Source organism: Nocardia sp. NPDC057668 (assembly GCF_042799795.1).
GTDB lineage: Bacteria > Actinomycetota > Actinomycetes > Mycobacteriales > Mycobacteriaceae > Nocardia.
This window is the reverse complement of sequence record NZ_JBHVIC010000001.1, coordinates 2307474-2328570: the sequence shown is the minus strand read 5'-3', so window position 1 is coordinate 2328570 and position 21097 is coordinate 2307474. Positions and strand designations below refer to the sequence as shown.

At 68.3% G+C, this 21097-nt stretch carries 19 protein-coding genes; 14 read left to right on the top strand and 5 right to left on the bottom strand.

Going from position 1 to position 21097, the window contains the following annotated elements:
• Positions 1–45: 45 nt before the first annotated feature.
• Together ACFVBH_RS10715 and rpsT are read right to left on the bottom strand one after the other, a co-directional pair.
• Positions 46–789: an LGFP repeat-containing protein gene (locus tag ACFVBH_RS10715; protein ID WP_379001178.1), complete on the bottom strand. Its 744-nt coding sequence runs from the start codon at positions 787–789 to the stop codon at positions 46–48.
• Between the two features lie 174 nt (positions 790–963).
• The gene (gene rpsT / locus ACFVBH_RS10710; protein ID WP_354991369.1) at positions 964–1227 is read right to left on the bottom strand and encodes a 30S ribosomal protein S20; all 264 of its coding nucleotides are present in this window, start codon (positions 1225–1227) and stop codon (positions 964–966) included.
• A gap of 213 nt (positions 1228–1440) precedes the next feature.
• Between rpsT and ACFVBH_RS10705 the strand changes: the two genes are divergently transcribed.
• The 4 genes from ACFVBH_RS10705 (at position 1441) to ACFVBH_RS10690 (ending at position 5787) form a co-directional block, all read left to right on the top strand.
• A complete protein-coding gene (locus ACFVBH_RS10705) occupies positions 1441–3081 on the top strand; it encodes a circularly permuted type 2 ATP-grasp protein (protein ID WP_379001177.1) in 1641 nt (546 codons plus the stop codon).
• 55 nt (positions 3082–3136) lie between these two features.
• On the top strand, positions 3137–4105 hold the full coding sequence (locus tag ACFVBH_RS10700; protein WP_354991370.1) for an alpha-E domain-containing protein: 969 nt from the start codon (positions 3137–3139) through the stop codon (positions 4103–4105).
• On the top strand, positions 4102–4944 hold the full coding sequence (locus ACFVBH_RS10695; protein ID WP_354991371.1) for a transglutaminase family protein: 843 nt from the start codon (positions 4102–4104) through the stop codon (positions 4942–4944). The genes ACFVBH_RS10700 and ACFVBH_RS10695 overlap by 4 nt, the downstream gene beginning before the upstream one ends.
• 63 nt (positions 4945–5007) lie before the next feature.
• Positions 5008–5787, top strand: a complete 780-nt coding sequence (locus ACFVBH_RS10690; RefSeq protein WP_379001176.1) for an aquaporin — start codon at positions 5008–5010, stop codon at positions 5785–5787.
• A gap of 65 nt (positions 5788–5852) precedes the next feature.
• Here the strand turns inward: ACFVBH_RS10690 and ACFVBH_RS10685 are convergent, their stop codons facing one another.
• On the bottom strand, positions 5853–6428 hold the full coding sequence (locus tag ACFVBH_RS10685) for a type II toxin-antitoxin system PemK/MazF family toxin (RefSeq protein WP_354991373.1): 576 nt from the start codon (positions 6426–6428) through the stop codon (positions 5853–5855).
• A 156-nt stretch (positions 6429–6584) separates the two neighbouring features.
• Here ACFVBH_RS10685 and lepA point away from each other — a divergent pair, with 156 nt between their 5' ends.
• From lepA to ACFVBH_RS10670, 3 genes are all read left to right on the top strand, one after another.
• Positions 6585–8429, top strand: coding sequence for a translation elongation factor 4 (gene lepA, locus ACFVBH_RS10680; RefSeq protein WP_354991374.1), 1845 nt, complete (start codon positions 6585–6587; stop codon positions 8427–8429).
• A 367-nt stretch (positions 8430–8796) separates the two neighbouring features.
• Positions 8797–10941 carry a hypothetical protein gene (locus ACFVBH_RS10675; RefSeq protein ID WP_379001175.1) on the top strand — a complete coding sequence of 715 codons (2145 nt, stop codon included), beginning with the start codon at positions 8797–8799 and terminating at the stop codon, positions 10939–10941.
• A 26-nt stretch (positions 10942–10967) separates the two neighbouring features.
• Positions 10968–12752, top strand: a complete 1785-nt coding sequence (locus ACFVBH_RS10670) for a hypothetical protein (protein ID WP_379001174.1) — start codon at positions 10968–10970, stop codon at positions 12750–12752.
• Positions 12753–12992: 240 nt separating this feature from the next.
• Here the strand turns inward: ACFVBH_RS10670 and ACFVBH_RS10665 are convergent, their stop codons facing one another.
• Complete coding sequence (locus tag ACFVBH_RS10665; RefSeq protein WP_354985043.1) at positions 12993–15050, bottom strand: glycoside hydrolase family 15 protein; 2058 nt, start codon at positions 15048–15050, stop codon at positions 12993–12995.
• A 65-nt stretch (positions 15051–15115) separates the two neighbouring features.
• Between ACFVBH_RS10665 and ACFVBH_RS10660 the strand changes: the two genes are divergently transcribed.
• Together ACFVBH_RS10660 and ACFVBH_RS10655 are read left to right on the top strand one after the other, a co-directional pair.
• Complete coding sequence (locus ACFVBH_RS10660) at positions 15116–15352, top strand: hypothetical protein (protein ID WP_354985044.1); 237 nt, start codon at positions 15116–15118, stop codon at positions 15350–15352.
• Positions 15353–15503: 151 nt separating this feature from the next.
• On the top strand, positions 15504–15761 hold the full coding sequence (locus ACFVBH_RS10655; RefSeq protein ID WP_379001173.1) for a hypothetical protein: 258 nt from the start codon (positions 15504–15506) through the stop codon (positions 15759–15761).
• Positions 15762–15777: 16 nt separating this feature from the next.
• On the opposite strand, the gene ACFVBH_RS10650 is transcribed toward ACFVBH_RS10655, so the two are convergent.
• A complete protein-coding gene (locus tag ACFVBH_RS10650) occupies positions 15778–16836 on the bottom strand; it encodes a M48 family metallopeptidase (RefSeq protein WP_354985166.1) in 1059 nt (352 codons plus the stop codon).
• A 65-nt stretch (positions 16837–16901) separates the two neighbouring features.
• Here ACFVBH_RS10650 and ACFVBH_RS10645 point away from each other — a divergent pair, with 65 nt between their 5' ends.
• The 5 genes from ACFVBH_RS10645 to ACFVBH_RS10625 all read left to right on the top strand — a co-directional run bounded on the left by ACFVBH_RS10645 (position 16902) and on the right by ACFVBH_RS10625 (position 20957).
• The gene (locus ACFVBH_RS10645; RefSeq protein ID WP_324192512.1) at positions 16902–16991 is read left to right on the top strand and encodes an Ms4533A family Cys-rich leader peptide; all 90 of its coding nucleotides are present in this window, start codon (positions 16902–16904) and stop codon (positions 16989–16991) included.
• A gap of 195 nt (positions 16992–17186) precedes the next feature.
• Positions 17187–18227, top strand: a complete 1041-nt coding sequence (locus tag ACFVBH_RS10640; RefSeq protein ID WP_354985046.1) for a sulfate ABC transporter substrate-binding protein — start codon at positions 17187–17189, stop codon at positions 18225–18227.
• A 137-nt stretch (positions 18228–18364) separates the two neighbouring features.
• Positions 18365–19159, top strand: a complete 795-nt coding sequence (cysT, locus tag ACFVBH_RS10635; RefSeq protein ID WP_379001692.1) for a sulfate ABC transporter permease subunit CysT — start codon at positions 18365–18367, stop codon at positions 19157–19159.
• Positions 19156–19965 (top strand): sulfate ABC transporter permease subunit CysW, encoded by an 810-nt coding sequence (cysW, locus tag ACFVBH_RS10630; protein WP_354985048.1) that lies wholly within the window; start codon positions 19156–19158, stop codon positions 19963–19965. The genes cysT and cysW overlap by 4 nt, the downstream gene beginning before the upstream one ends.
• Positions 19962–20957 carry a sulfate ABC transporter ATP-binding protein gene (locus ACFVBH_RS10625; RefSeq protein ID WP_354985049.1) on the top strand — a complete coding sequence of 332 codons (996 nt, stop codon included), beginning with the start codon at positions 19962–19964 and terminating at the stop codon, positions 20955–20957. Before cysW ends, ACFVBH_RS10625 begins: the two co-directional genes overlap by 4 nt.
• The last annotated feature ends 140 nt before the right edge of the window (positions 20958–21097 follow it).

The following is a 21097-nucleotide window of genomic DNA, read 5'->3' as shown; positions in this document are numbered from 1 at the left end:
GCCCGCGCCATCGAGGCGTCGAGCGGGTTCCCGGGTCGTCGGGGATCAGGGCTGCCAGGTGAGCTTGCCGCCCTGGAACTCCTGGGCCTTGCCGCCCTCGTAGTCGTATTCGTCACTGGTCGGGAAGCCGTACCGGCCGTTCTCCGCGCCGTTGCGCACCCACTCGTCGCGGATGGCGCCCCAGATCGTCCGGGTGCCGGTCTTCTGCGTGGAGTAGATCGCGCCGCCCTCGAACAGGGTGTACTTGCCGCTCTCCTTGGTGGTCTTGCCCTCATCGGTGATGGGGAAGCCCAGCGGGCTGTTCTCCCAGCCGGCCTTGCCGTACTTGTCGAGGATCACACCGGTGAGCACGTGCGCCGCGGTGCCGACCGACCAGTAGATCGAGCCGTTCTGGAAGTGCTGGAAACGTCCCGGCTTTGCCGTCGCGCCCTCGCTGACCACCGGGTACTTCAGCGCCCCGCCCTCCGCGCCCTGCTGCCACCACTTGTCCCGGATCGCGCCGCCGATGGCGCGCGCGTCGGTCGCGGGGGTCCAGTAGATCGACACGTTGCGGTTGAAGTCCTGCTTGCGGCCGCCGCCCGCGGCATCGACCTCGGGACCGACCGGATCGCCGAACGCGTCGAAGCCGCCACCCCGGTCGTACTCGACCTCGATCGCGCCGCCCACCTCGAACGGGCCGATGGGCCGGGCGGCGGCGGTGCCGAGGCCGGTCGTGAGCGCGACCGCGACGATACCGGCGGCCGCGGCGCCGCGGGTCCAGGACTGGCGAGTACGGCGTAGCGGTGTCAAGGGTGCTCCCAACGGGGGTGGTCGATCCAATAGCCTGACGGTCGCAGGCCATCCTGCAGGGAACCGTCGGCCTCGGCAAGTCTCGGCAGCGAGGATACGACAAAAGCCGCCGTGGTCGTCGTGGCCACGGCGGCTGTTCGAAGCATGCTTACCGGAATGGAATACCGGTGAAAATCAGCCGAGCTTGTTGAAGGCCAGCGACAGCGCCGACTTCTTGTTGGCGGCCTGGTTGGAGTGGATGACACCCTTCGAGGCGGCCTTGTCCAGGCTCTTGCTCGCGGACTGCAGCAGGGTGAGGGCCTTGTCCTTCTCACCGGCGGCGGCGGCCTCGCGGAACTTGCGGATCGAGGTGCGCAGCGAGGACTTCACCGACTGGTTGCGCTGGCGCGCAAGCTCGTTGGTACGGATCCGCTTCATCTGGGACTTGATGTTGGCCACGCCTGTTTCCTCGTGTTCCTTCGTTTGGTGTGTATGAGGTAAGTACTGAAAGTCTCCGGGCGCACACTGACGTTCCTGTAGCGCAGCACCGACGGTCGAGATTACCAGGCAACACGCCGGTGTATGAAATCGGCCCTGTTCGCTACATGGACGATACGAGAAATTTATCCGCGTCCAACTGCGTGTTGCCCCTGCGTGATGGACTATTTTTGCATGACCCCCGTAGCCGGAGCACGATCGGCCGCGGCCGCTCCATCATCGAACGGCCGTGCCGAGATCGGCAGTGCCGTGGACGGGGTCTTCGCGGGCTACCGACCCGGCCGCTATGCCGACGCGTATGACGAGATGTTCGACCCCTCCGGCCACCCGCGCGCCCCCTACCGGGGTATCTTCGCGGCCCTGGCCACCGCCGACGCGGCGGACCTGGAGGCCCGGGCCGAGGCGCTGGCGCGCGCCTTCGTGGATCAGGGCATCACCTTCTCGCTCTCGGGCCAGGAACGGCCTTTTCCGCTGGACCTGGTGCCCCGGGTAATAGCCGCCGCGGAGTGGACCAAACTCGAACGCGGCATCAAACAGCGCGTGCGGGCGCTCGAGGCTTTCCTCGCCGACGTCTACGGCGAACAGACGATCCTGCGCGACGAGGTGATCCCGCGCCGACTCGTCACCTCCTGCGCGCACTTCCATCGCGAGGCCGCCGGGCTGGTGCCGCCCAACGGGGTTCGCATCCACGTCGCGGGCATCGACCTGATTCGCGACGAGCACGGTGACTTCCGGGTCCTGGAAGACAATCTGCGCTCCCCGTCCGGTGTCTCCTACGTCATGGAGAACCGCCGCACCATGGCCCGGGTGTTCCCGGACCTGTTCGCCTCGCATCGGGTGCACGCGGTCGGCGACTACCCCAGTCACCTGCTGCGCGCGCTGTGCGCGGCGGCCGCGCCCAACGAGACCGACCCGACCGTGGTGGTGCTCACCCCCGGGGTCTACAACTCCGCCTATTTCGAGCATTCGCTGCTGGCCCGGCAGATGGGCGTGGAACTGGTCGAGGGCCGGGACCTGTTCTGCCGCGACAGCGTCGTCTACATGCGCACCACCGCCGGCGAGCGCCAGGTCGACGTCATCTACCGCCGCATCGACGACACCTTCCTGGATCCGATGCAGTTCCGCCCCGACTCCATGCTGGGGGTGGCCGGGGTGCTCAATGCCGCGCGTGCGGGATCGGTGGTGCTGGCCAACGCGGTCGGCAACGGCGTGGGCGACGACAAACTCGTGTACACCTACGTGCCCGCGTTCATCGAGTACTACCTCGGCGAGAAGCCGATCCTGCCCAACGTGGACTCCTACCGCTGCTGGGAACCCGACGAACGCGACGAGGTGCTGGACCGGGTGGCCGAACTGGTGGTCAAACCGGTCGAGGGCTCGGGCGGGTACGGGATCGTCATCGGGCCCGACGCCGCCCCGAAGGAACTCGAGGCGATCCGCCGCAAGGTGCGGGCCGATCCGCGCGGGTGGATCGCCCAGCCGGTGGTCCAACTGTCCACCGTGCCGAGCAAGATCGGCGGCGGGCTGCTGCCGCGGCACGTGGACCTGCGGCCCTTCGCGGTCAACGACGGCGACGACATCTGGGTGCTGCCCGGCGGATTGACGCGGGTGGCGCTGCCGGACGGGTCGCTGGTCGTCAATTCCAGCCAGGGCGGCGGCAGTAAGGACACCTGGGTGCTGGCCCCCAGAACCTCTGTGGCACAGCGAGAATTGGCCGGCACGCAATTGGTCGGCGAACAACATATTCCGCAGGACCGGGACCAATCCCGTGAACCCACGCCCCATCGGGCCAGTCAGCAACAACAATCGCAGTAGACGTTCGAACCGCAGCGTGGCGGAGGTAAGCAGTAGGACCCGTTAGGCGGTAAACATGTTGGCGCGCAATGCCGAATCCCTTTTCTGGATCGGCCGATACGTCGAACGCGCCGAGTACACGGCGCGCATTCTGGATGTCGCGGTGCATCAATTGCTCGAGGACGCGACGGTGGACCCGGATCGAACCTCCAGGGTGCTGTTACGGGTACTGGGCATCGAACCACCCGAATCCGAACTCGACGTGTGGTCGGTCACCGAGCTGGTGGCCTTCGGCCGTGAACACGGCGGATCCATTGTGGATTCGGTGCACCGGGCGCGGGAAAATGCCCGGGGTGCACGGGAAGTCACCTCGACGGAAATGTGGGAGTGTCTCAACGCCACCTACAACGGGCTGGCCGCGGCCGAACGCGCGGCCCGCGCCCTGGGCCCGCACGAGTTCTGTCACTACATCACCGACCGCGCGGCCATGTTCGCCGGACTCTCCGATTCCACGCTCAGCCGGGACGACGGCTACCGGTTCCTGCTGCTGGGCCGATCCATCGAGCGCGTCGATATGACCGTGCGCCTGCTGCTTTCGCGGGCGGGGGACCGCACCTCCTCGCCCGCGTGGGTGACGGTGCTGCGCTCGGCCGGGGCGCACGACCCCTATCTGCGCACGCATCGCGGGGTGCTGGACGCGAATCAGATCGCCGAATTCATCCTGCTGGACCGGCTTTTCCCGCGCTCGGTCTTCCATTCGCTGCGCATGGCCGAAAGTTGCCTGCAGGAACTGGATCAACGCCCCAACAGTCGTTTCGCCGCGCGTCAGGAAGCGCACCGGCTGCTCGGGCGCGCCCGCAGCGAACTCGAGTTCCTGCCCGCGGCCGAACTGCTCGAGGACCTGCCGAGCCGGCTGCTCTGGTTGCAGGCGACCTGTCACGAGATAGGCGAGGCGGTGGCGCTGCAGTACTTCCACGCCGAATCCTGGGTGGCCTGGACGGGGCTGCACGGGCTCAACGGCTTCCGGGTCGGAGAATCGGTATGAGCTGGCGCATGCGGGTGGTGCACACCACCGGATACGTGTACGACGCACCGGTCACCCGGTCGTTCAACGAGGCGCGGCTGAGCCCGCGCGCGGACAGTCGCCAGAACGTCATCCTCAACCGGGTCGACACGGTGCCCTCGACCAGGTCCTATCGCTACACCGACTACTGGGGGACCACCGTAACCGCCTTCGACCTGAACGCACCGCACACCGAACTGGAGGTCACCGGCGCCTCGGTGGTGGAGACCGAGCCGTTCGCCGGACCCGCCGAGGAGCTGTCCTGGGAGGAACTGCGCGCCGATTCGGTCGCGGATCGATTCGACGAACTGCTCACCCCCACCGACTACGTCCCGCGCGAACGCCGCCTGGCCCCGGTGGCCCGCCAGCTCGCCAAGGGCGTGCCGCCGGCCAAAGCCGTTGTGCGCGGTGCGGAATGGGTGCACCGGGAAATGACCTATCTGGCCGGAACCACCTCGGTCCACACCTCCGCGGTGCAGGCGTTCGCCGAACGGCAGGGCGTTTGCCAGGATTACGCGCATCTGACGCTATTGCTGTTGCGCAGCATGGGAATTCCCAGCCGCTACGTCTCCGGTTACCTGCACCCGGACCCGGGCGGCGAGGTGGGGCATACGGTTGCCGGCCAGATGCACGCCTGGGTCGAAGCCTGGACCGGGCAATGGTGGGGTTACGACCCGACCAACAACATCCCCATCACGGAGCAACACGTTTCAGTTGGCGTCGGTCGCGATTACGCCGATGTGCCCCCTTTGAAAGGTATCTTCAGCGGCAGCGGCTCGACCGATCTCGACGTGGTTGTGGAGATCACTCGGCTCGCCTGATGCGCGACACGGCAGGACTCAGATGCTCTCCGCACACCGCGGGACGATCCGGGAAGGTGGCTCATGTCCCCTACAGCGCAGGAATTCGCCGAAGAACTGGCGGAACTGCAACCGATCGCATTGGGCCGGAAGCTGTTCGCCGAGGCCCTGGGCACCTTCGTGCTCGTGCTCGGCGGCGTCGGCACCGCGGTCCTGGCCGGTGAACGGGTCGGTGCGCTCGGTGTGGCACTGGCGTTCGGTTTCACCCTGGTGTTCCTGGTGTACGCGATCGGCCCGATCTCCGGCTGCCATGTGAATCCGGCCGTCACCGTCGGCCAGTTCCTGCTGGGCCGGATCAACGTCGTCACCCTGGGCGCGTACTGGGTGGCCCAGCTCCTCGGCGGTCTGGCGGGCGGCACGGTCGTCTACGCCATCGCGAAGAACCTGCCCTCCTACGACCGGGCGCAGAACGGGCTCGCGGCCAACGGCTGGGGCGCGCACTCACCGTCCGCGGTCGAGCTGGGCGGGGTGACCACCAACGGCTACGGCCTGGCCGCGGCGATCACCGTCGAGGTGGTGCTGACCGCGCTGCTGGTGTTCGTGGTGCTGGCCTCCACCGATCAGCTCTCGGACGTGCCGCTGGCCGGTCTGTCCATCGGCATCACGCTGGCGGTCATCCACCTCATCTCGATTCCCGTGGACTACACCTCGGTCAACCCCGCGCGCAGCCTGGCGGTGGCCTTCTATCAGGACGGCGCGGCCGGGCAGTTGTGGGTGTTCCTGCTGTTCCCGTTGGTCGGCGGCGTGCTCGGCGCGCTGGTCTACAGCCTCATGTTCGGGCGCTCGCGCAATCCGCTGAGTTGAGATAGCCGCGTGAAAAGCCCGGGCCCCGTTCCGATTCGGAACGGGGCCCGGGTGCGTTCGGGTTCCTAGTGCCAGTGGTACTCCGCGCAGAGGCGGTGCGCCACCCGGTCGAAGGTCTTGCGCGGGACGATCGCGCCCTCGCGGCGAATCCCGGTCTCGGGCACGTCCAATACCCGGTCCAGGCGCACCCAGCTGTCGCGGCCCTGGTTGTCCCACGGACCCGAGCCGATGCCCACCCAGTTCGAATGGTGTTCGTGGTCCTCGTTCGAGGAGAGCATCAGCCCGAGCAGCAGGTCCCGCTCCCTGCCCACCACCAGCACCGGGCGGTCCTTGCCGTTGTTCGGGTCCTCCTCGTAGGGCACCCAGGTCCACACGATCTCACCGGGATCCGCGCGCCCGTCCAGCTGCGGGCTGTAGACGATGAGCCGCGCCCGCTCGGTGGACGGCACGCCCGCCGACGACGTCGGCCGCACCCGGGGCGGCGCCGGTTTGGGCGCGACCGCCCGCACCGCCCGGTCCCACACCGAGGACTTCTGTACCCGCCCGATCAACTTGGGCGCCTGCTGCTTGACGAGCTGGGATCCCTGCTCCTTGGCTACGATCCCCAATTGCTTCCCCAGAGCGTTCCACCTGCCGGCCATGTCGGGCAGCCTAGCCGCGCGGGGCCGGGTTCTCATCTGCTCCGATTTGCCTGTGCCGAGCCGCAGTTCGGTGCGGGGGTGCTCCGCTGGTCAACCGCGTTCCCGGCGCACCGTAGACTTCCGGGTTGACATGCCGCTGTTTCGCCATGCCGAGGAGTGACTCCGATTAGCAGCTTCGCCGACACGACGTTCACCGATCCCAGCCGGATCAGGAACTTCTGCATCATCGCCCACATCGACCACGGGAAGTCGACGCTGGCCGATCGCATGCTGCAACTCACCGGTGTGGTCGAGGAGCGGGCCATGCGCGCGCAGTACCTGGACCGGATGGATATCGAGCGCGAGCGCGGTATCACCATCAAGGCCCAGAACGTGCGGCTGCCGTGGCAGGTCGACGGTGAGGACTACGTCCTGCACATGATCGATACGCCCGGGCACGTCGACTTCACCTACGAGGTCTCGCGGGCGCTGGAAGCCTGCGAGGGCGCGATCCTGCTGGTCGACGCCGCACAGGGCATCGAGGCGCAGACCCTGGCCAATCTGTATCTGGCCATGGACAAGGACCTCACGGTCATCCCGGTGCTGAACAAGATCGACCTCCCGGCCGCCGACCCCGACCGCTACGCCGCCGAGATCGCGCACATCGTGGGTTGTGAGCCCGAGGATGTGCTGCGCGTATCCGGTAAGACCGGCGTCGGCGTGGCCGAGCTGCTGAACAAGGTGGTCGCCGAGGTGCCGGTACCGGTCGGCGACGCGGATGCCCCGCCGCGCGCCATGATCTTCGACTCGGTGTACGACACCTACCGCGGCGTGGTCACCTACGTGCGTGTGGTGGACGGCAAGCTCACCCCGCGCTCCAAGATCAAGATGATGTCCACCGGCGCACAGCACGAACTGCTGGAGATCGGCATCGTCTCGCCCGAGCCCAAGCCCACCCGCGGCCTCGGCGTCGGCGAAGTGGGTTACCTCATCACCGGTGTGAAGGACGTGCGCCAGTCCAAGGTCGGTGACACCGTCACCAACGCGCGCGACGGCGCGACCGAAGCGCTTGCGGGATACCAGGATCCGCGGCCCATGGTCTATTCCGGTCTGTACCCGGTCGACGGCTCGGACTACCCGAACCTGCGCGACGCCCTGGACAAGCTCCAGCTCAACGACGCCGCGCTCACCTACGTGCCGGAAACCTCGGTTGCCCTCGGCTTCGGCTTCCGCTTGGGCTTCCTGGGCCTGCTGCACATGGAGATCACCCGCGAGCGCCTGGAACGCGAATTCGGCCTCGACCTGATCTCGACCGCGCCCAACGTCATCTACCGCGTGATCATGGAGGACGGCACCGAACACGTCGTCACCAATCCGTCGTACTGGCCCGAGGGCAAGGTGAAGGAGATCTACGAGCCCGTCACCAAGTGCACCGTGATCGCGCCGAGCGAATTCGTCGGCACCATCATGGAGCTGTGCCAGTCCCGGCGCGGTGAACTGCTCGGCATGGACTACCTGTCCGAGACCCGCGTGGAGATGCGGTACACGCTGCCCATGGCGGAGATCATTTTCGACTTCTTCGACTCGCTGAAGTCCCGCACCCGCGGCTACGCCTCGCTCGACTACGAGGAGGCGGGCGAACAGCAGGCCGCGCTGGTGAAGGTGGACATCCTGCTGCAGGGCGAGGCCGTCGACGCGTTCTCGGCCATCGTCCACAAGGACGCCGCGCAGGCGTACGGGCACAAGATGACCACCAAGCTGCGCGAGCTGATCCCGCGCCAGCAGTTCGAGGTGCCGATCCAGGCGGCCATCGGCTCGAAGGTGATCGCGCGCGAGAACATTCGCGCCATCCGCAAGGACGTGCTCGCCAAGTGCTACGGCGGTGACATCAGCCGTAAGCGCAAGCTGCTCGAGAAGCAGAAGGAGGGCAAGAAGCGGATGAAGACCATCGGCCGGGTCGAGGTGCCGCAGGAGGCTTTCGTGGCGGCGCTGTCCACTGATTCGGACAAGCCCAAGAAGTAAGGGTGCTTGGCGCACCCCCGCGTGCCCCGTCGTCCTCGGACGGCGGGGCACTTCGCGTATCCAGGGCCGATGCTCAGTTTTTCCCGCCGCGGGTAGCCGGATCGATAGGAAAAAGTTAGAAAACAAGCCGATTGGTACGTGGGTGAGCTGAGCAGCTGAGCAGGGAAGCGGCCGGTTCGCTAGTCAGGTGAAAACAGGGTCTTCCGTCCTGATATGCAGGATGACAAGCTATGTCTCGCACCACTGGGCACTACGTCTCCTACCAGGAGGATGTGACAGACCGGTTATCCGGAAATAGGGTGTGAAACGAGTTTGAGGACGACGGCCCGCCGCGGTGGGCCGCCGGATCATCGAGAGCGGAGCCTGTATGACGCGTGAGCTGCCCTTCGACGACGAAACCGGGGCCGGCGACGAGTACTCGGGCGACACCGCGTATCGCATTGCCACCGGGGTCGCGCGCGTGACGAGGGCAGGCGCGTATGTCACCGGCGGTGCGCTCGTGGCCGCGGCGGGCAGCCGCGGCGAACAGAGCCCGATCAACCACGACAGCCGCAACGTCGGCTGGTCGCAGGTGAACGATCCGCAACCCGACGTGCCGAGCCCGACCCTGACCTTCCCCGATCTGACCCCCTCGGGCATGCCCCAGGCCGGCTACGGCGGCGTGTCGCCGGTGGCCGAGACCCAGCACCACGGCACCGACGCCGGGCTCTTCCCCTCGCACTTCGGCGAATCCTCGTCGAGCAGCGCGAGCATGGCCGGTTTCGGCGGCCTCGGCCTGCCCGACTCCGACGCCGGGTTCACCCTGCCCGTCTCGAACGCGAATCAGGGCGGCGGCTTCACCCTGCCCGGCGTGGACTCCGACGCCGACCCGGCGCTGCCCGGAGCGGGCGACGCGGACTTCGCCCTGCCGGGCGCCGAGCACGGCTTCACCCTGCCGGGAATGGAACCGGGCGCGAGCTTCTCGCTGCCCGGGTTGAATCTGCCCGGTCCGGACGGCGGCGTGCACATGCCCGGTCTCGGCAGCGGCTACCGCCCGCCGGAGCTGGGCGACCTCGGAAGTCCTTCGCTCCCCGAGGGAGTCAACTTCGATCAGCTCGGGCTCTACCTCCGCACCGATTGGAGCGTGGACGCCCACATCGGACTCGACGGGATCCGCTTCCAGTCGGACCTGAAGGTCGACATCGGGTTCGGCAACGTCGGCGATCAGCTCGATCAGTTCGGACAGGATCTCGGACAGGGGATTTCGCACATTCCCGGCGGCCCGGCCGCGCCCGGACTCGAACAGCCCGCTCAGCCCCTGGCCGCGGGTGCGCGCCCGGCGGACGGGCAGCAGCCCGCCGCCACTGTGGGCCAGCACCCGGCGGACGGCGCCATCGGCGCACCGGGAGCACCGAGCGCTCCCGGTGCGGCTCCCGCTCCCGGTGTCTCGCCCGCGAGTGCGCCGGCCGCCGCCGCGCCCGCCGGTGGTTTCACCCTGCCGAGCGCCGGCGCCCCGGCCCCCGCGCTCGCGCCCGCCCCGGTCGCGCCCGTCGCCCCGGTCGCGCCGGTGGCCCCCGCCGCCCAGATCGCGCCCGTCGCTCCCGTGGTGCCCGCCGTGGTCGCCCCGGTCGCGGTCGCGCCGGTCGCCGTGGCCCAGCCCGTGGTGACCACCCCGTTGCAGACCACCATTCAGCCGGACGCGGCGACCCAGCCCATCGCGAATCTGCTGAGCATGCCCGGCCAGTCGCCGCTGACCGCGCCCGCCGCGATCGCGCCGACCCTGTTCGATCACGGCCGCCCGCCCGCGCTGACCACGACCAAGCCGGGGACGCACGACGATTCGGGCACGGTGGTCGCGAAACCGTTGCCGGTCACCGACATTCCCGGTTCCACCGTCCCCTCGGTCAGCGTGCCGACCAAGGACCCGGTCCTCACCACCGCGCCGTCACTGCCTTCGGTGACCAAGCCGCCGGTGGTGACCGATCCGGCCACCACGAAACTGCCCGCCGTCACCCTGGTTCCGCCGACCACCGCGCCGGAGGTGACCACCAAGCCCGATCCCTCGGACAACGACGGGGGTACCACCCGCCCGAGCGTGCCCAGCGACGACAGCACCCCGCCGACCACCCGGCCGCACGACGTGGACACCGGGCCGTCCCATCAGCCCTCGGTCAGCAATCCGACCAAGCCGCCGGTGGTGACCGATCCGGATGTGACGGTCCCGACCGTCGCGCCCACCGTGGACGTGCCGACCCATCAGCCGAGCGTCTCGCTGGATCAGCCCGCCCCGACGGTGCCGACGGTCAACCCGATGACCACCCAGCCCAAGCCGGTGCCGGATCTGCCCAAGCCTGCCAAACCGGTTGCCGAGGTGCAGGATTCGAGCCACGGGCTGCTGCCGGTCGCGGCGGATGCCGGACTGCACTCGCCCTACCTGCTGCACGACGGCGGGCTGTCGACCCACCTCATGCCCGAGACCTTCGCCGAGACGCACTACGAGGTACACGGCGTATACGACCACGCGCTGCTGTGAGCGGCGCCGAACACAACAGAATCGCTGTGAAGAACCCCGAGGCGATGGGCCCGCTGCTGGGCCTGCTCGACGAATTGCTCGAGCCGGTGCACACCGCGGGACGGGCCGACCTGGCCGGGCGGCTCGGTGTCGCCCGGGCCCGGCTCGCCGATCCGCGGGTGCGCCTGGTCGTGGTCGGTGAGTCCAAGAGCGGGATGAGCACGCTGGTCAACAGCCTGGTCGGCACGCCGGTGAGCGCCACCGAGGGACAGCTGAGCGTGCCTGTGGTCGCCGAGTACGGCGAACAGGCCACCGCGACGCTGGTACGCGTGGCCGCGGGCGGCCGGGCCGAACGACAGGTCGTGGATGCCGAATACGCGCTGAACGCACTGTCCGAGGGCGTGATTCGCGCCGAGTACACCGCGCCCAGCCCGCTGCTGGCCGAGGGGTTCGTGGTGCTGGACGCCCCGGGCTCGCCCGCCGAGACCCCGGCCACCTGGTCGCTGCTGGCGGTCGCCGACGCGGTGCTCTACGTCGCCGACGCGGTGAAGCCCTTCACCGCGGATCAGATCAACCAGCTCAAGCGCATTCAGCAGGTGTGCCCGACGGTGATCTGCGTACTGAACAAGATCGACCAGTATCCGCAGTGGCCCCAGGTGCAGCAGCACGACCGCCGCCTGCTCGACGCCGCCGAACTGGCCTTCGCGGTGGCGCCCGCCTCCGCGCGCCTGCACCAGCAGGCCTTGACCTCCGGCGATCAGCAGCTGGATCTGGAATCCGGTGTGCCGCAACTGCTCGATCATCTGCGCGACTACGTGCTCGGGCGCGCCGACGTGGTCGCCGCGGAGGCGGCCGTGCGCGACATCGGGCTCATCACCGATCACCTGGCGCTGTCGCTGCGCACCGAAGCCGAGACGCTGCGCGATCCGCGCCGGTACAGCGTCATCACCGAACAGCTGCGCCGCACCCGCGAAGAAGCCGAGCAGCTGCGCCAGCGCTCGGCCAACTGGCAGGTGACCCTGGCCGACGGCGCGGGCGAGCTGATGGCCGATACCGAACACGATCTGCGGCATCGCCTGCGCAGCCTGATCCGCGACGCCGAGGCCGACATCATGCAGCGCGATCCGGCGCGGCGCTGGCCCGAGTTCGGGGCCGAGCTGGACGCCAAGATCTGCGAGGCGGTGGAGGAGAACTTCGTCATCGCGCACTACCGCTCGGTCGAACTGGCCGAACAGGTGGCCGCGAAGTTCCCGGACCGGGGCATCCCGACACCCGAACTGCGCCTGGACAATCCGGGTGAGGTCGGCGCGGTGCTGGAGCCGGTGGCGCCGATCGATACCCTGGACAGCGCCAAACCCAGTGTCACGCAGCAGGCTTTGAGCGCGCTGCGCGGTTCCTACGGCGGCATCCTCATGGTCGGCCTGGCCACCAGCCTGCTGGGCATGTCCCTGGTCAACTGGTACTCCGCGGGTGCGGGCGTACTGCTGGGCGTCAACGCGCTGTGGGACGACCGCAAAGCCCGTCGCCAGCGCCGTCAGGCCGAGGCGAAGGTGGCCGTCGCCCGGCTCATGGACGATGTCATCTTCCAGGTGAGCAAGGAGTCGCGCTACCGCCTGCGCGGCGTACAGCGCAGTCTCCGTGACCATTTCACCGAGATCGCCAACGAGACGCTGCGCTCGGTGGACGCCTCGCTGCGCGCGGCCGAGGAGGCCGCGGCCGTGCACTCGGGCCAGCGTCGCGAACAGCGCCTCACCGAGATCGAGACCTCCCTGGTCCGCCTGCGCGACCTCCGCGAACGCGCCGACACCCAGGGCGACGCGCGCCCCTATTGATCGAGGGCTCGACAGACCACGGAACCGGCTGCGATGCGGCCGGTTCCGTCGTTTCGAACCGGGGTCGGCCCATTGCCGATGGTCGGCGCAACCGCTCGAAGAGGCGGGGCCACCGGACTCGCCCCGTGTTCAGCAGGCCCGGTTCGGGCGGGTGTGGGTCCGCTAAAGGTCGCGCCCGACCCGGTCATCGGTGTTCTGCGCCCGGGCCGTACGGCCCGGGCGGGGCTCACCCGCCCGGGCTCAGCGGCTCGGGTGAGCCGGGTGGAACTGGCCCGCGGTGTGCGACTCCTCGGCCCTGATGACGTGCATGACGGCGTTGATCTGGGCCAGGTGGGTGAAGGCCTGCGGGAAGTTGCCCAGGTGCCTGCCGGTGCGGGTGTCGATCTCCTCGGCGTAGAGCTTGAGCGGGCTGGCGTAACCGAGCAGGCGTTCGCAGAGCGCGCGGGCGCGATCCAGTTCACCGATCTCGACCAGCGCCGAGACCAGCCAGAATGAGCAGATCGTGAACGAGCCCTCCTCGCCCATGAGGCCGTCGTCGGTGGTGTCGGTGCGATAGCGCAGCACCAGCCCGTTCTCGGTCAGCTCGTCGGCGATGGCCAGCACGGTGGCGCGCACCCGGTGGTCGGTCGGCGGGAGGAAGCGCAGCAGCGGCACCAGCAGCAGTGAGGCGTCCAGGGTGTCGCTGCCGTAGGACTGGGTGAAGACCCCGTCGGCGTTGACGCCGTGATCGAGGATGTCCTGGTGGATCTGATCCGCGATGTCGTGCCACTTCTTGGCGTAGTCGTACTCCCCGTGCCACTCGGCCAGTTTCGCGCCGCGGTCCAGCGCCACCCAGCACATGACCTTCGAGGAGGTGAAGTGCTGCGGTTCGCCGCGCACCTCCCAGATGCCGCGATCGGGCTCGGTCCAGTTGTCGATCGCCGCCCGCACCTGTCGTTCGAGCATGGGCCACAACGTTTCCGGCACCTGCTGGCGCGACTTCACGTGCAGGTACACCGAATCCAGGATCGTGCCCCAGATGTCGTGCTGGTCCTGGTTGTACGCGCCGTTGCCGATGCGCACCGGCTGCGCGCCGTCGTAGCCGGACAGGTGCGGCAGCTCGGTCTCGGTGATCTCGCGTTCCCCGCCGATGCCGTAGAGCACCTGCAGCGGCAGGGTCTGCCCGTTTCCGTCGGTGGTCACATCGTGCAGGAAGGCGAAGAAATCGTCGGCGTCGCGATCCAGTCCGAGGGTGTACAGGCCCCACAGCGCGAAGGTGGAATCGCGTACCCAGGTGTAGCGGTAGTCCCAATTGCGTTCCCCGCCCGGTGTTTCCGGCAGCGAGGTGGTAGCAGCGGCCAGCAGCGCCCCGGTCGGGGCGTAGGTCAGGCCCTTGAGGGTGAGCGCGCTGCGCTGCAGATAGCCGCGCCAGGGATGATCCGGGAAGCGGCCCAGGGTGATCCACTGCCGCCACGATTCGATGGTGGTCCACATCTTCTGCGCCGCGTCGGCGAAGGTGCGCGGCGGCGGCAGCTCGTCCGACCAGGACAGCGCCACGAAGGCTTCGTCGCCCTCCTTCATCCGGGTGCGCACGCGCGCCTCGCGGCCCTCGAGGCCCAGGCGCAGATCGGTGGTCAGGGTCAGGTTGGCCACGCCCTCGACGTTGCAGGTGGCCGTTGCCTGTTCGTACACGTCGCCGCTGTACTCCCAGCGCGCGGGCGCACGGTGGTAGTCGAAGGCGGGTTCACAGCTCACCTCCAGCTCGACCACGCCGTTCACGCATTTCACGGTGCGCAGCAGCATGTGCTCGGCGGACCAGTCCATGGGGGTGCGGCGGTGGGTGCGGCTGCGTTCCTCGTTGTCGTGCCAGGGGCCCAGCACCAGTGCGTCGCGCACGATGATCCAGCCGGTCTCGGTCTGCCACGTGGTCTCCACGATGAGCCCGCCGGGCAGATAGCGCCGCGCGGCGGGCACGCTGCGCCCGTACGGCCCGAGCCGGAAGTGCCCGGCGCTGCGGTCCAGCACGGCCCCGAAGATGCTGGGGGAGTCCGGGCGCGGCACGCACATCCACTCCACCGCGCCGTTGCGGGCGATCAGGCAGTTGGTCTCGCAGTCGGACAGGAACGCGTAGTCGTCGATGGGCGGGAACGGGGATTTGTGGGAGGTGCCGCCGGCGACGGACGGCAGGTAGTCGTCGCCGATCGAGGCGTCGGGCCGTTCCACGGCGTCCCGGGGCGGGCCGATCGTCACCGCGTCGAGAGCGGGGTTGTCACCGCGGCGGGGCTTGTCGTCGTACTCCGGTTCGTCGAAGGACTCCATGCCACCATGATCGGTCCGATCGGCCCGAATCGTCCACCATCGACTCGTCGGCCTAGGCTGATGTCGTGCATCGGATCGCAGGATGGTGGGACGGCGTCGAGTTGTGGGTCGCCGGTCTGCCCTTCGTCCCCCAGTTCGCCGTGGTGCTCGTCACGGTGGTGCCGGTCTGTTTCGTCATCGCCTACGTTCTCGACCGGGTGCTGCGCTTTGCGCTGCATGCGCTGGGCCGGGATCGCGTGGCTGTTCAGGAGGCCGCGGCGCCCGCCGCCACGCCGCGTCGTTTGAAGAAGGAAGCCGCCTGATGCCGCGTTCACGCGTCCAGCTCGCCCTGATCGCGCTGCTCGTCCTGCTGGTCGTCGCCTGGTTCTTCGCGCGCTGATTTCGCCGGCCGTTCATCGGGGGAATCGGACTTCACTCCCTGCCGGGCGAATGCTGCGCGTACGCTGCTGCACCATGTCAACCGATGAAGGCTTGGAACTCGACACGCTGCTGCTGTCCGAAGAGGATTTCGAGGACGAGCCGCGCCTGATCGCCACCCACCTGTGCGGCCCCGACGATGCGCTGGAAATGGTCAAGGCGGCGCAGCTGCTGGGCCTGGGCGTCCGGCTCGCCAACCGCATCCGCCCCGACGAGGACGATGCCGAGACCGCCACCGAAGAGTGGATTCTCGACATCCTGGAGACCCCGCCGGTGGTCGAGGGCGACGAATAGTCACCCCCGCCGTCGGTCAACTCACCTGACCGTCCCGCCATTCGCTGAACCGTTTGCCGATCTTGGTGACGGTTTCGCCGACCTCCTGACCCACCGTGCCGACCGTGGCCGCCGCGTCGCGGCCCAGGTTGCGCACGGTGCGGATCAGCGGATCCTCCGACTGGTCGAAGTTCGCCCGGTACGACCGCGCCGCCTCGCGCACCTGATCGCTGACCTTCGCGGTCTTGTCCTGGTCGCGATGCGGGTAGCGCCCGTCCAGAATCCGGTCGTAGTCCCCGCTGGTGATCCAGCGGCGCAGCTCGGCCGCGCGCAGCACCGAGAACGGGTGCGTCTGCAGTTCCAGATTCAGCAGTTTCAGCACGCCGTCGCGCAGGTCGCCGGAGCGCGCGTAGTCGTCGGCCTGGGCCAGGAACGCCGCGTGGCTCATCTCGTCCACGCGGGAGCCGCCCGCCAGCTTCATGTGCACGCGCACCGAGGCTTCCACGTCCTGCCCGACGAGCAGTCCGGCGCGATCGCCGGACAGCTCGGATTTGCGGCTCCACTCCATGAGCGCGGCCACGATGGCCCGTAATGCCCAGCCGCCCACCGGCATCCAGCCGACGTTGGAAGCCAGCCGCATCAGGTGCATCAGCATGGTCCGGTACACCGCGTGCCCGGACAGCGCGTGCCCGAGCTCGTGCCCGACCACGAAGCGCAGCTCCTCCGGATCGAGCAGATCCAGCAGGCCGGTGGTCAGCACGATGAACGGCCGGTCCATGCCGATGGTGAAGGCGTTGGCGTGCGGGTCCTGCAGGACGAACATCTCCGGCGTGGTCCGCGCGTCCAGGATGCGGACGGCGTCCTGGCGCAGGTGATGCACCTGTTTGAACTGGCGTTCGTCCACCCGGACCGCGGTCGCCAGGTACAGCAGCCGGTGCTGTCGCTCGGCCAGCAGGCCGGAGAGTGTGCGCAGCACCAGGTCGAAGCCCGACAGCGAGCGCAGCATCACCAGCGCTGTCCGGTCGGCCGGGTGTTCCCAAGCGCGCGTGGATATTCCGGGAAATTCCCGGCGGAGTCGTGCGGGACTGGTCATGATCTTCCCCCGTGTGCAGGTTCACAGTGAGTCGCGACGTGTCGCGTTGCTCTGCTACAGTCTGCCGCGTGTCATCGAGTGTTGTTCCCCAGGTCCGCCATGAATTGGCGTTGATCGCTGTGGGCTGCCTCGTGGTCGCGGACATTCACTGTCGTTGATCGCTGACCGAACACCGCCGCACATCTCTTCAGTAGACTGGCGCGCGCACCTCCGTGGCCTGTGTTCGAATCCCGGCGGACCCTCCCGGGTCTTCGCGTCACCGTCCCTTTGTCCGGGGACGGGTCTACGGCAGTACGAATCTTCTTCCCGTCGAGCATCTTTCGCGCGACGGGCCCCCGGAAAGGTCCACCCAGATGTCCCCCAGCTCGCGGCTCTCGCGCCGTTCCCTCGCTGTCGCCCTCACCGCGGTCGCCGCCACCGTCCTGACCGCGTGCAGCGGCGGCGCGAGTGACTCCACCGACGAGAGCGTGGCCGACGGCAGCGGCGGCACCATCAACCTCTACGCCTACGCGGTTCCCAAGCCCGGCTACGACAAGGTTGTCCCGGCCTTCAACAAGACCGACGCCGGCAAGGGCGTGCAGGTCCAGCAGTCCTACGGCGCCTCGGGCGATCAGTCCCGCAAGGTCAAGGACGGCGCCGAGGCCGACCTCGTGAACTTCTCCGTCGAGCCCGACATCACCCGCCTGGTGGACGCCGGTCTGGTCGACGCGAGCTGGAATGCCGACGCCAACAAGGGAATTCCCTTCGGCTCGGTCGTGTCCATCGTGGTGCGCAAGGGCAACCCCAAGGGCATCAAGGACTGGGACGACCTGCTGAAGCCGGGAGTCGAGGTCGTGACCCCGAACCCGTTCTCCTCGGGCTCGGCCAAGTGGAACCTGCTGGCCCCGTACGCGGCCAAGAGCGAGGGCGGCAAGAACCCGCAGGCCGGTCTGGACTACCTGTCCAAGCTGGTCTCCCCGGAGCACGTGAAGGTGCAGCCGAAGTCGGGCCGCGAAGCCACCGAGACCTTCCTGCAGGGCACCGGTGACGTGCTGCTGAGCTACGAGAACGAGGCCATCTTCTCCGAGCGCAAGGGCGACCCGATCGAGCACATCAACCCGCCGGTCACCTTCAAGATCGAGAACCCGGTCGCCGTGATCAAGAACGGCAAGAACGCCGCCAAGGCCACCGCGTTCAAGGACTTCCTGTTCACCGAGGCCGGCCAGCGCGCCTGGGCCGAGGCCGGCTTCCGCCCGGTCGATCCGAAGGTCGCCGCCGAGTTCGCCAAGGACTTCCCGGCCCCGGCCAAGCTCTACACCATCGCCGACCTGGGCGGCTGGAAGACCGTGGACAAGGAGCTCTTCGCGCAGGGCACCGGCAGCGTCGCCATCATCTACGACAAGGCGACCAAGTAGTCGAGTGACCTGAAGCACAAGCGATACTCGATACCGTGAGTGACAGCAGCACGAACGCCGGGACCGTCTCCGGTCCCGGCGTTTCGCTAACCAAGAAACCCGCGAAACGCGGCCGCGATCCGCGGTCGTGGCTTCGGGTGACCGGCTCGGTCGGTCCGCTCGGCATTGCCACGGCGGTGCTCTGGCTCAGCATCATGGTGCTGCTGCCGCTGGCGGCGCTGACCGTCAATTCCTTCGAGGACGGCTGGTCCGGCTTCTGGGACGCGGTCACCGCGCCCCGGGCGATCGACTCGCTGAAGGTGACGATCTTCGTCTCGATCATCGTCGCGCTGATCAACGTCTTCATGGGCACCCTCATCGCCTGGGTGCTGGTGCGCGACGAGTTCCCGGGCAAGGGGATCGTCAACGCGCTCATCGACCTGCCGTTCGCGCTGCCCACCATCGTGGCCAGCATCGTGCTGCTGTCGCTGTACGGGCCGCAGAGCCCGGTCGGCGTCCATCTCAACGCCACCCAGCCCGGCATCATCGTGGCGCTGGCCTTCGTGACGCTGCCCTTCGTGGTGCGCTCGGTGCAGCCGGTGCTCATGGAGGTCGACAAGGAAGTGGAACAGGCGGCCGCGTCGCTGGGCGCGGACAACTGGACCACCTTCCGTACCGTGCTGCTGCCGACGCTGGCCCCGGCCATCATCAGCGGCACCGGGCTCGCCTTCGCCCGCGCCATCGGCGAATACGGCTCGGTGGTGCTCATCGGCGGCAACATCCCGGGCACGACCCAGATGACCTCGCAGTACATCCAGCAGCAGATCGAGGTCGACCGGCCGGTCAACGCCGCGGCGGTTTCGGTTGTGCTGCTGGCGATTTCCTTCCTGACCCTGCTGGTGCTGCGCGTCTTCGCCGATCGCACCGCGCGAAAGGAGCAGGAGGCGCGATGAAACTCGCTCCCTGGGCCCGTATCTCGCTGCGCACGGTCGCGCTGAGCTACCTGGCCGTACTACTGGTGCTGCCGCTGGTGATCATCCTGTGGCGCACCTTCGAACGTGGAATCGGCGCGTTCTTCGACTCGATCACCACCCCCGCCGCGCAGTCGGCGTTCCAGCTGTCGCTGATCATCGTGGCCATCGTGGTGCCGGTGAACGTGATCTTCGGCGTGCTCACCGCCATCGCGCTGGTGCGCGGAAAGTTCCCCGGCCGCAACCTGGTTCAGGGTCTGGTCGATCTGCCGTTCGCGGTGTCGCCGGTCGTGGTCGGTGTCTCGCTGATCCTGCTGTGGGGTGTGCACGGCTGGTTCGGCGGTATCGAGAACCACGGCATCAAGGTGATCTTCGGCCTGCCGGGCATGGTGCTGGCCACCATCTTCGTCACGCTGCCGTTCGTGGTGCGCGAGGTCGAGCCGGTGCTGCACGAGATCGGCGACGATCAGGAACAGGCCGCGGCCACCCTGGGCGCGTCGCGGTGGCAGACCTTCTGGCGCATCACCCTGCCCGCCATCCGCTGGGGCCTGACCTACGGCGTGGTGCTCACCGTGGCGCGTTCGCTCGGTGAATTCGGCGCGGTCATCATGGTGTCCACCGGTCTGCCCGGTGTGTCGCAGACCCTGACGCTGCTGGTGCACGGCCGCTACATCGACGACCACAACACATTCGGCGCATATAGCGCGGCGACCCTGCTCATGGCCATCGCCATCGTTGTCCTTCTCCTGATGACACTCCTCGAACGCAAGCGGGGCACTGCCAAATGATCACCGTGACCAACGCGAACAAGAACTACGGTTCCTTCGCCGCTCTCGACGACGTCAGCCTGGAGATCCCCTCCGGTGAGCTGACCGCGCTGCTGGGCCCGTCCGGTTCGGGCAAGTCGACGCTGCTGCGCTCGATCGCCGGCCTGGAATCGCTGGACAGCGGCGTGGTGGTGATCGCGGGCAAGGACGTGACCCGGGTGTCGCCGCAGAAGCGCGACATCGGGTTCGTGTTCCAGCACTACGCGGCGTTCAAGCACATGACCGTGCGCGACAACGTGGCCTTCGGCCTCAAGATCCGCAAGCGGCCCAAGCCGGAGATCAAGAAGAAGGTCGACGACCTGCTCGAGATCGTCGGCCTGGACGGCTTCCAGCACCGGTACCCCGCGCAGCTGTCGGGCGGTCAGCGTCAGCGCATGGCCCTGGCCCGCGCGCTCGCGGTGGACCCGCAGGTGCTGCTGCTGGACGAGCCGTTCGGCGCGCTCGACGCCAAGGTGCGCGCGGATCTGCGGCAGTGGCTGCGCCGCCTGCACGAGGAAGTGCACGTCACCACGGTGCTGGTCACGCACGACCAGGAAGAGGCGCTGGACGTGGCCGACCGGATCGCGGTCATGAACAAGGGCCGCATCGAACAGGTCGGCACCCCCGAGGACGTGTACGACCGTCCGGCCAACGATTTCGTCATGTCGTTCCTCGGCGCGGTGGCCAAGCTCAACGGCCACCTGGTCCGCCCGCACGACATCCGCGTCGGCCGCGACCCCAGCATGGCCCTGGCCGCGCACGAGGGCACCGCGCAGTCGGCGGGCGTCACCCGCGCGACGGTGGAGCGCGTGGTGCACCTGGGCTTCGAGGTCCGCGTGGAGCTGCGCAACGCGGCCACCGGCGACCTGTTCACCGCCCAGGTGACCCGCGGCGACGCCGAGGCCCTGCACCTGGCCGACGGTGAGACGGTGTACGCCCGTGCGACGCGGATTCCGGAGCTCCCGGTCTCCTGAGACATGTCCCGAAGGCCCGGCCGCGACTGAACCGTCGCAGCCGGGCCTTTCGCTATGGGTCCGGCGGGCAAGTTACCGAGGCGTGGAAAACTCGGTCGCCGTGCGAGGTTCGAGTCCGGGTGCACTGACACTGTTCCCAT

Bases quoted from the DNA above. Each gene is read 5' to 3' on its own strand.
- ACFVBH_RS10665 (WP_354985043.1), bottom strand. From the start codon at position 15,050: ATGGAGTCCTTCGACGAACCGGAGTACGACGACAAGCCCCGCCGCGGT.
- ACFVBH_RS10705 (WP_379001177.1), top strand. From the start codon at position 1,441: ATGACCCCCGTAGCCGGAGCACGATCGGCCGCGGCCGCTCCATCATCG.
- ACFVBH_RS10685 (WP_354991373.1), bottom strand. From the start codon at position 6,428: ATGGCCGGCAGGTGGAACGCTCTGGGGAAGCAATTGGGGATCGTAGCC.
- ACFVBH_RS10695 (WP_354991371.1), top strand. From the start codon at position 4,102: ATGAGCTGGCGCATGCGGGTGGTGCACACCACCGGATACGTGTACGAC.
- ACFVBH_RS10700 (WP_354991370.1), top strand. From the start codon at position 3,137: ATGTTGGCGCGCAATGCCGAATCCCTTTTCTGGATCGGCCGATACGTC.
- cysW (WP_354985048.1), top strand. From the start codon at position 19,156: ATGAAACTCGCTCCCTGGGCCCGTATCTCGCTGCGCACGGTCGCGCTG.
- ACFVBH_RS10640 (WP_354985046.1), top strand. From the start codon at position 17,187: ATGTCCCCCAGCTCGCGGCTCTCGCGCCGTTCCCTCGCTGTCGCCCTC.
- ACFVBH_RS10690 (WP_379001176.1), top strand. From the start codon at position 5,008: ATGTCCCCTACAGCGCAGGAATTCGCCGAAGAACTGGCGGAACTGCAA.
- ACFVBH_RS10655 (WP_379001173.1), top strand. From the start codon at position 15,504: ATGTCAACCGATGAAGGCTTGGAACTCGACACGCTGCTGCTGTCCGAA.
- ACFVBH_RS10675 (WP_379001175.1), top strand. From the start codon at position 8,797: ATGACGCGTGAGCTGCCCTTCGACGACGAAACCGGGGCCGGCGACGAG.
- ACFVBH_RS10625 (WP_354985049.1), top strand. From the start codon at position 19,962: ATGATCACCGTGACCAACGCGAACAAGAACTACGGTTCCTTCGCCGCT.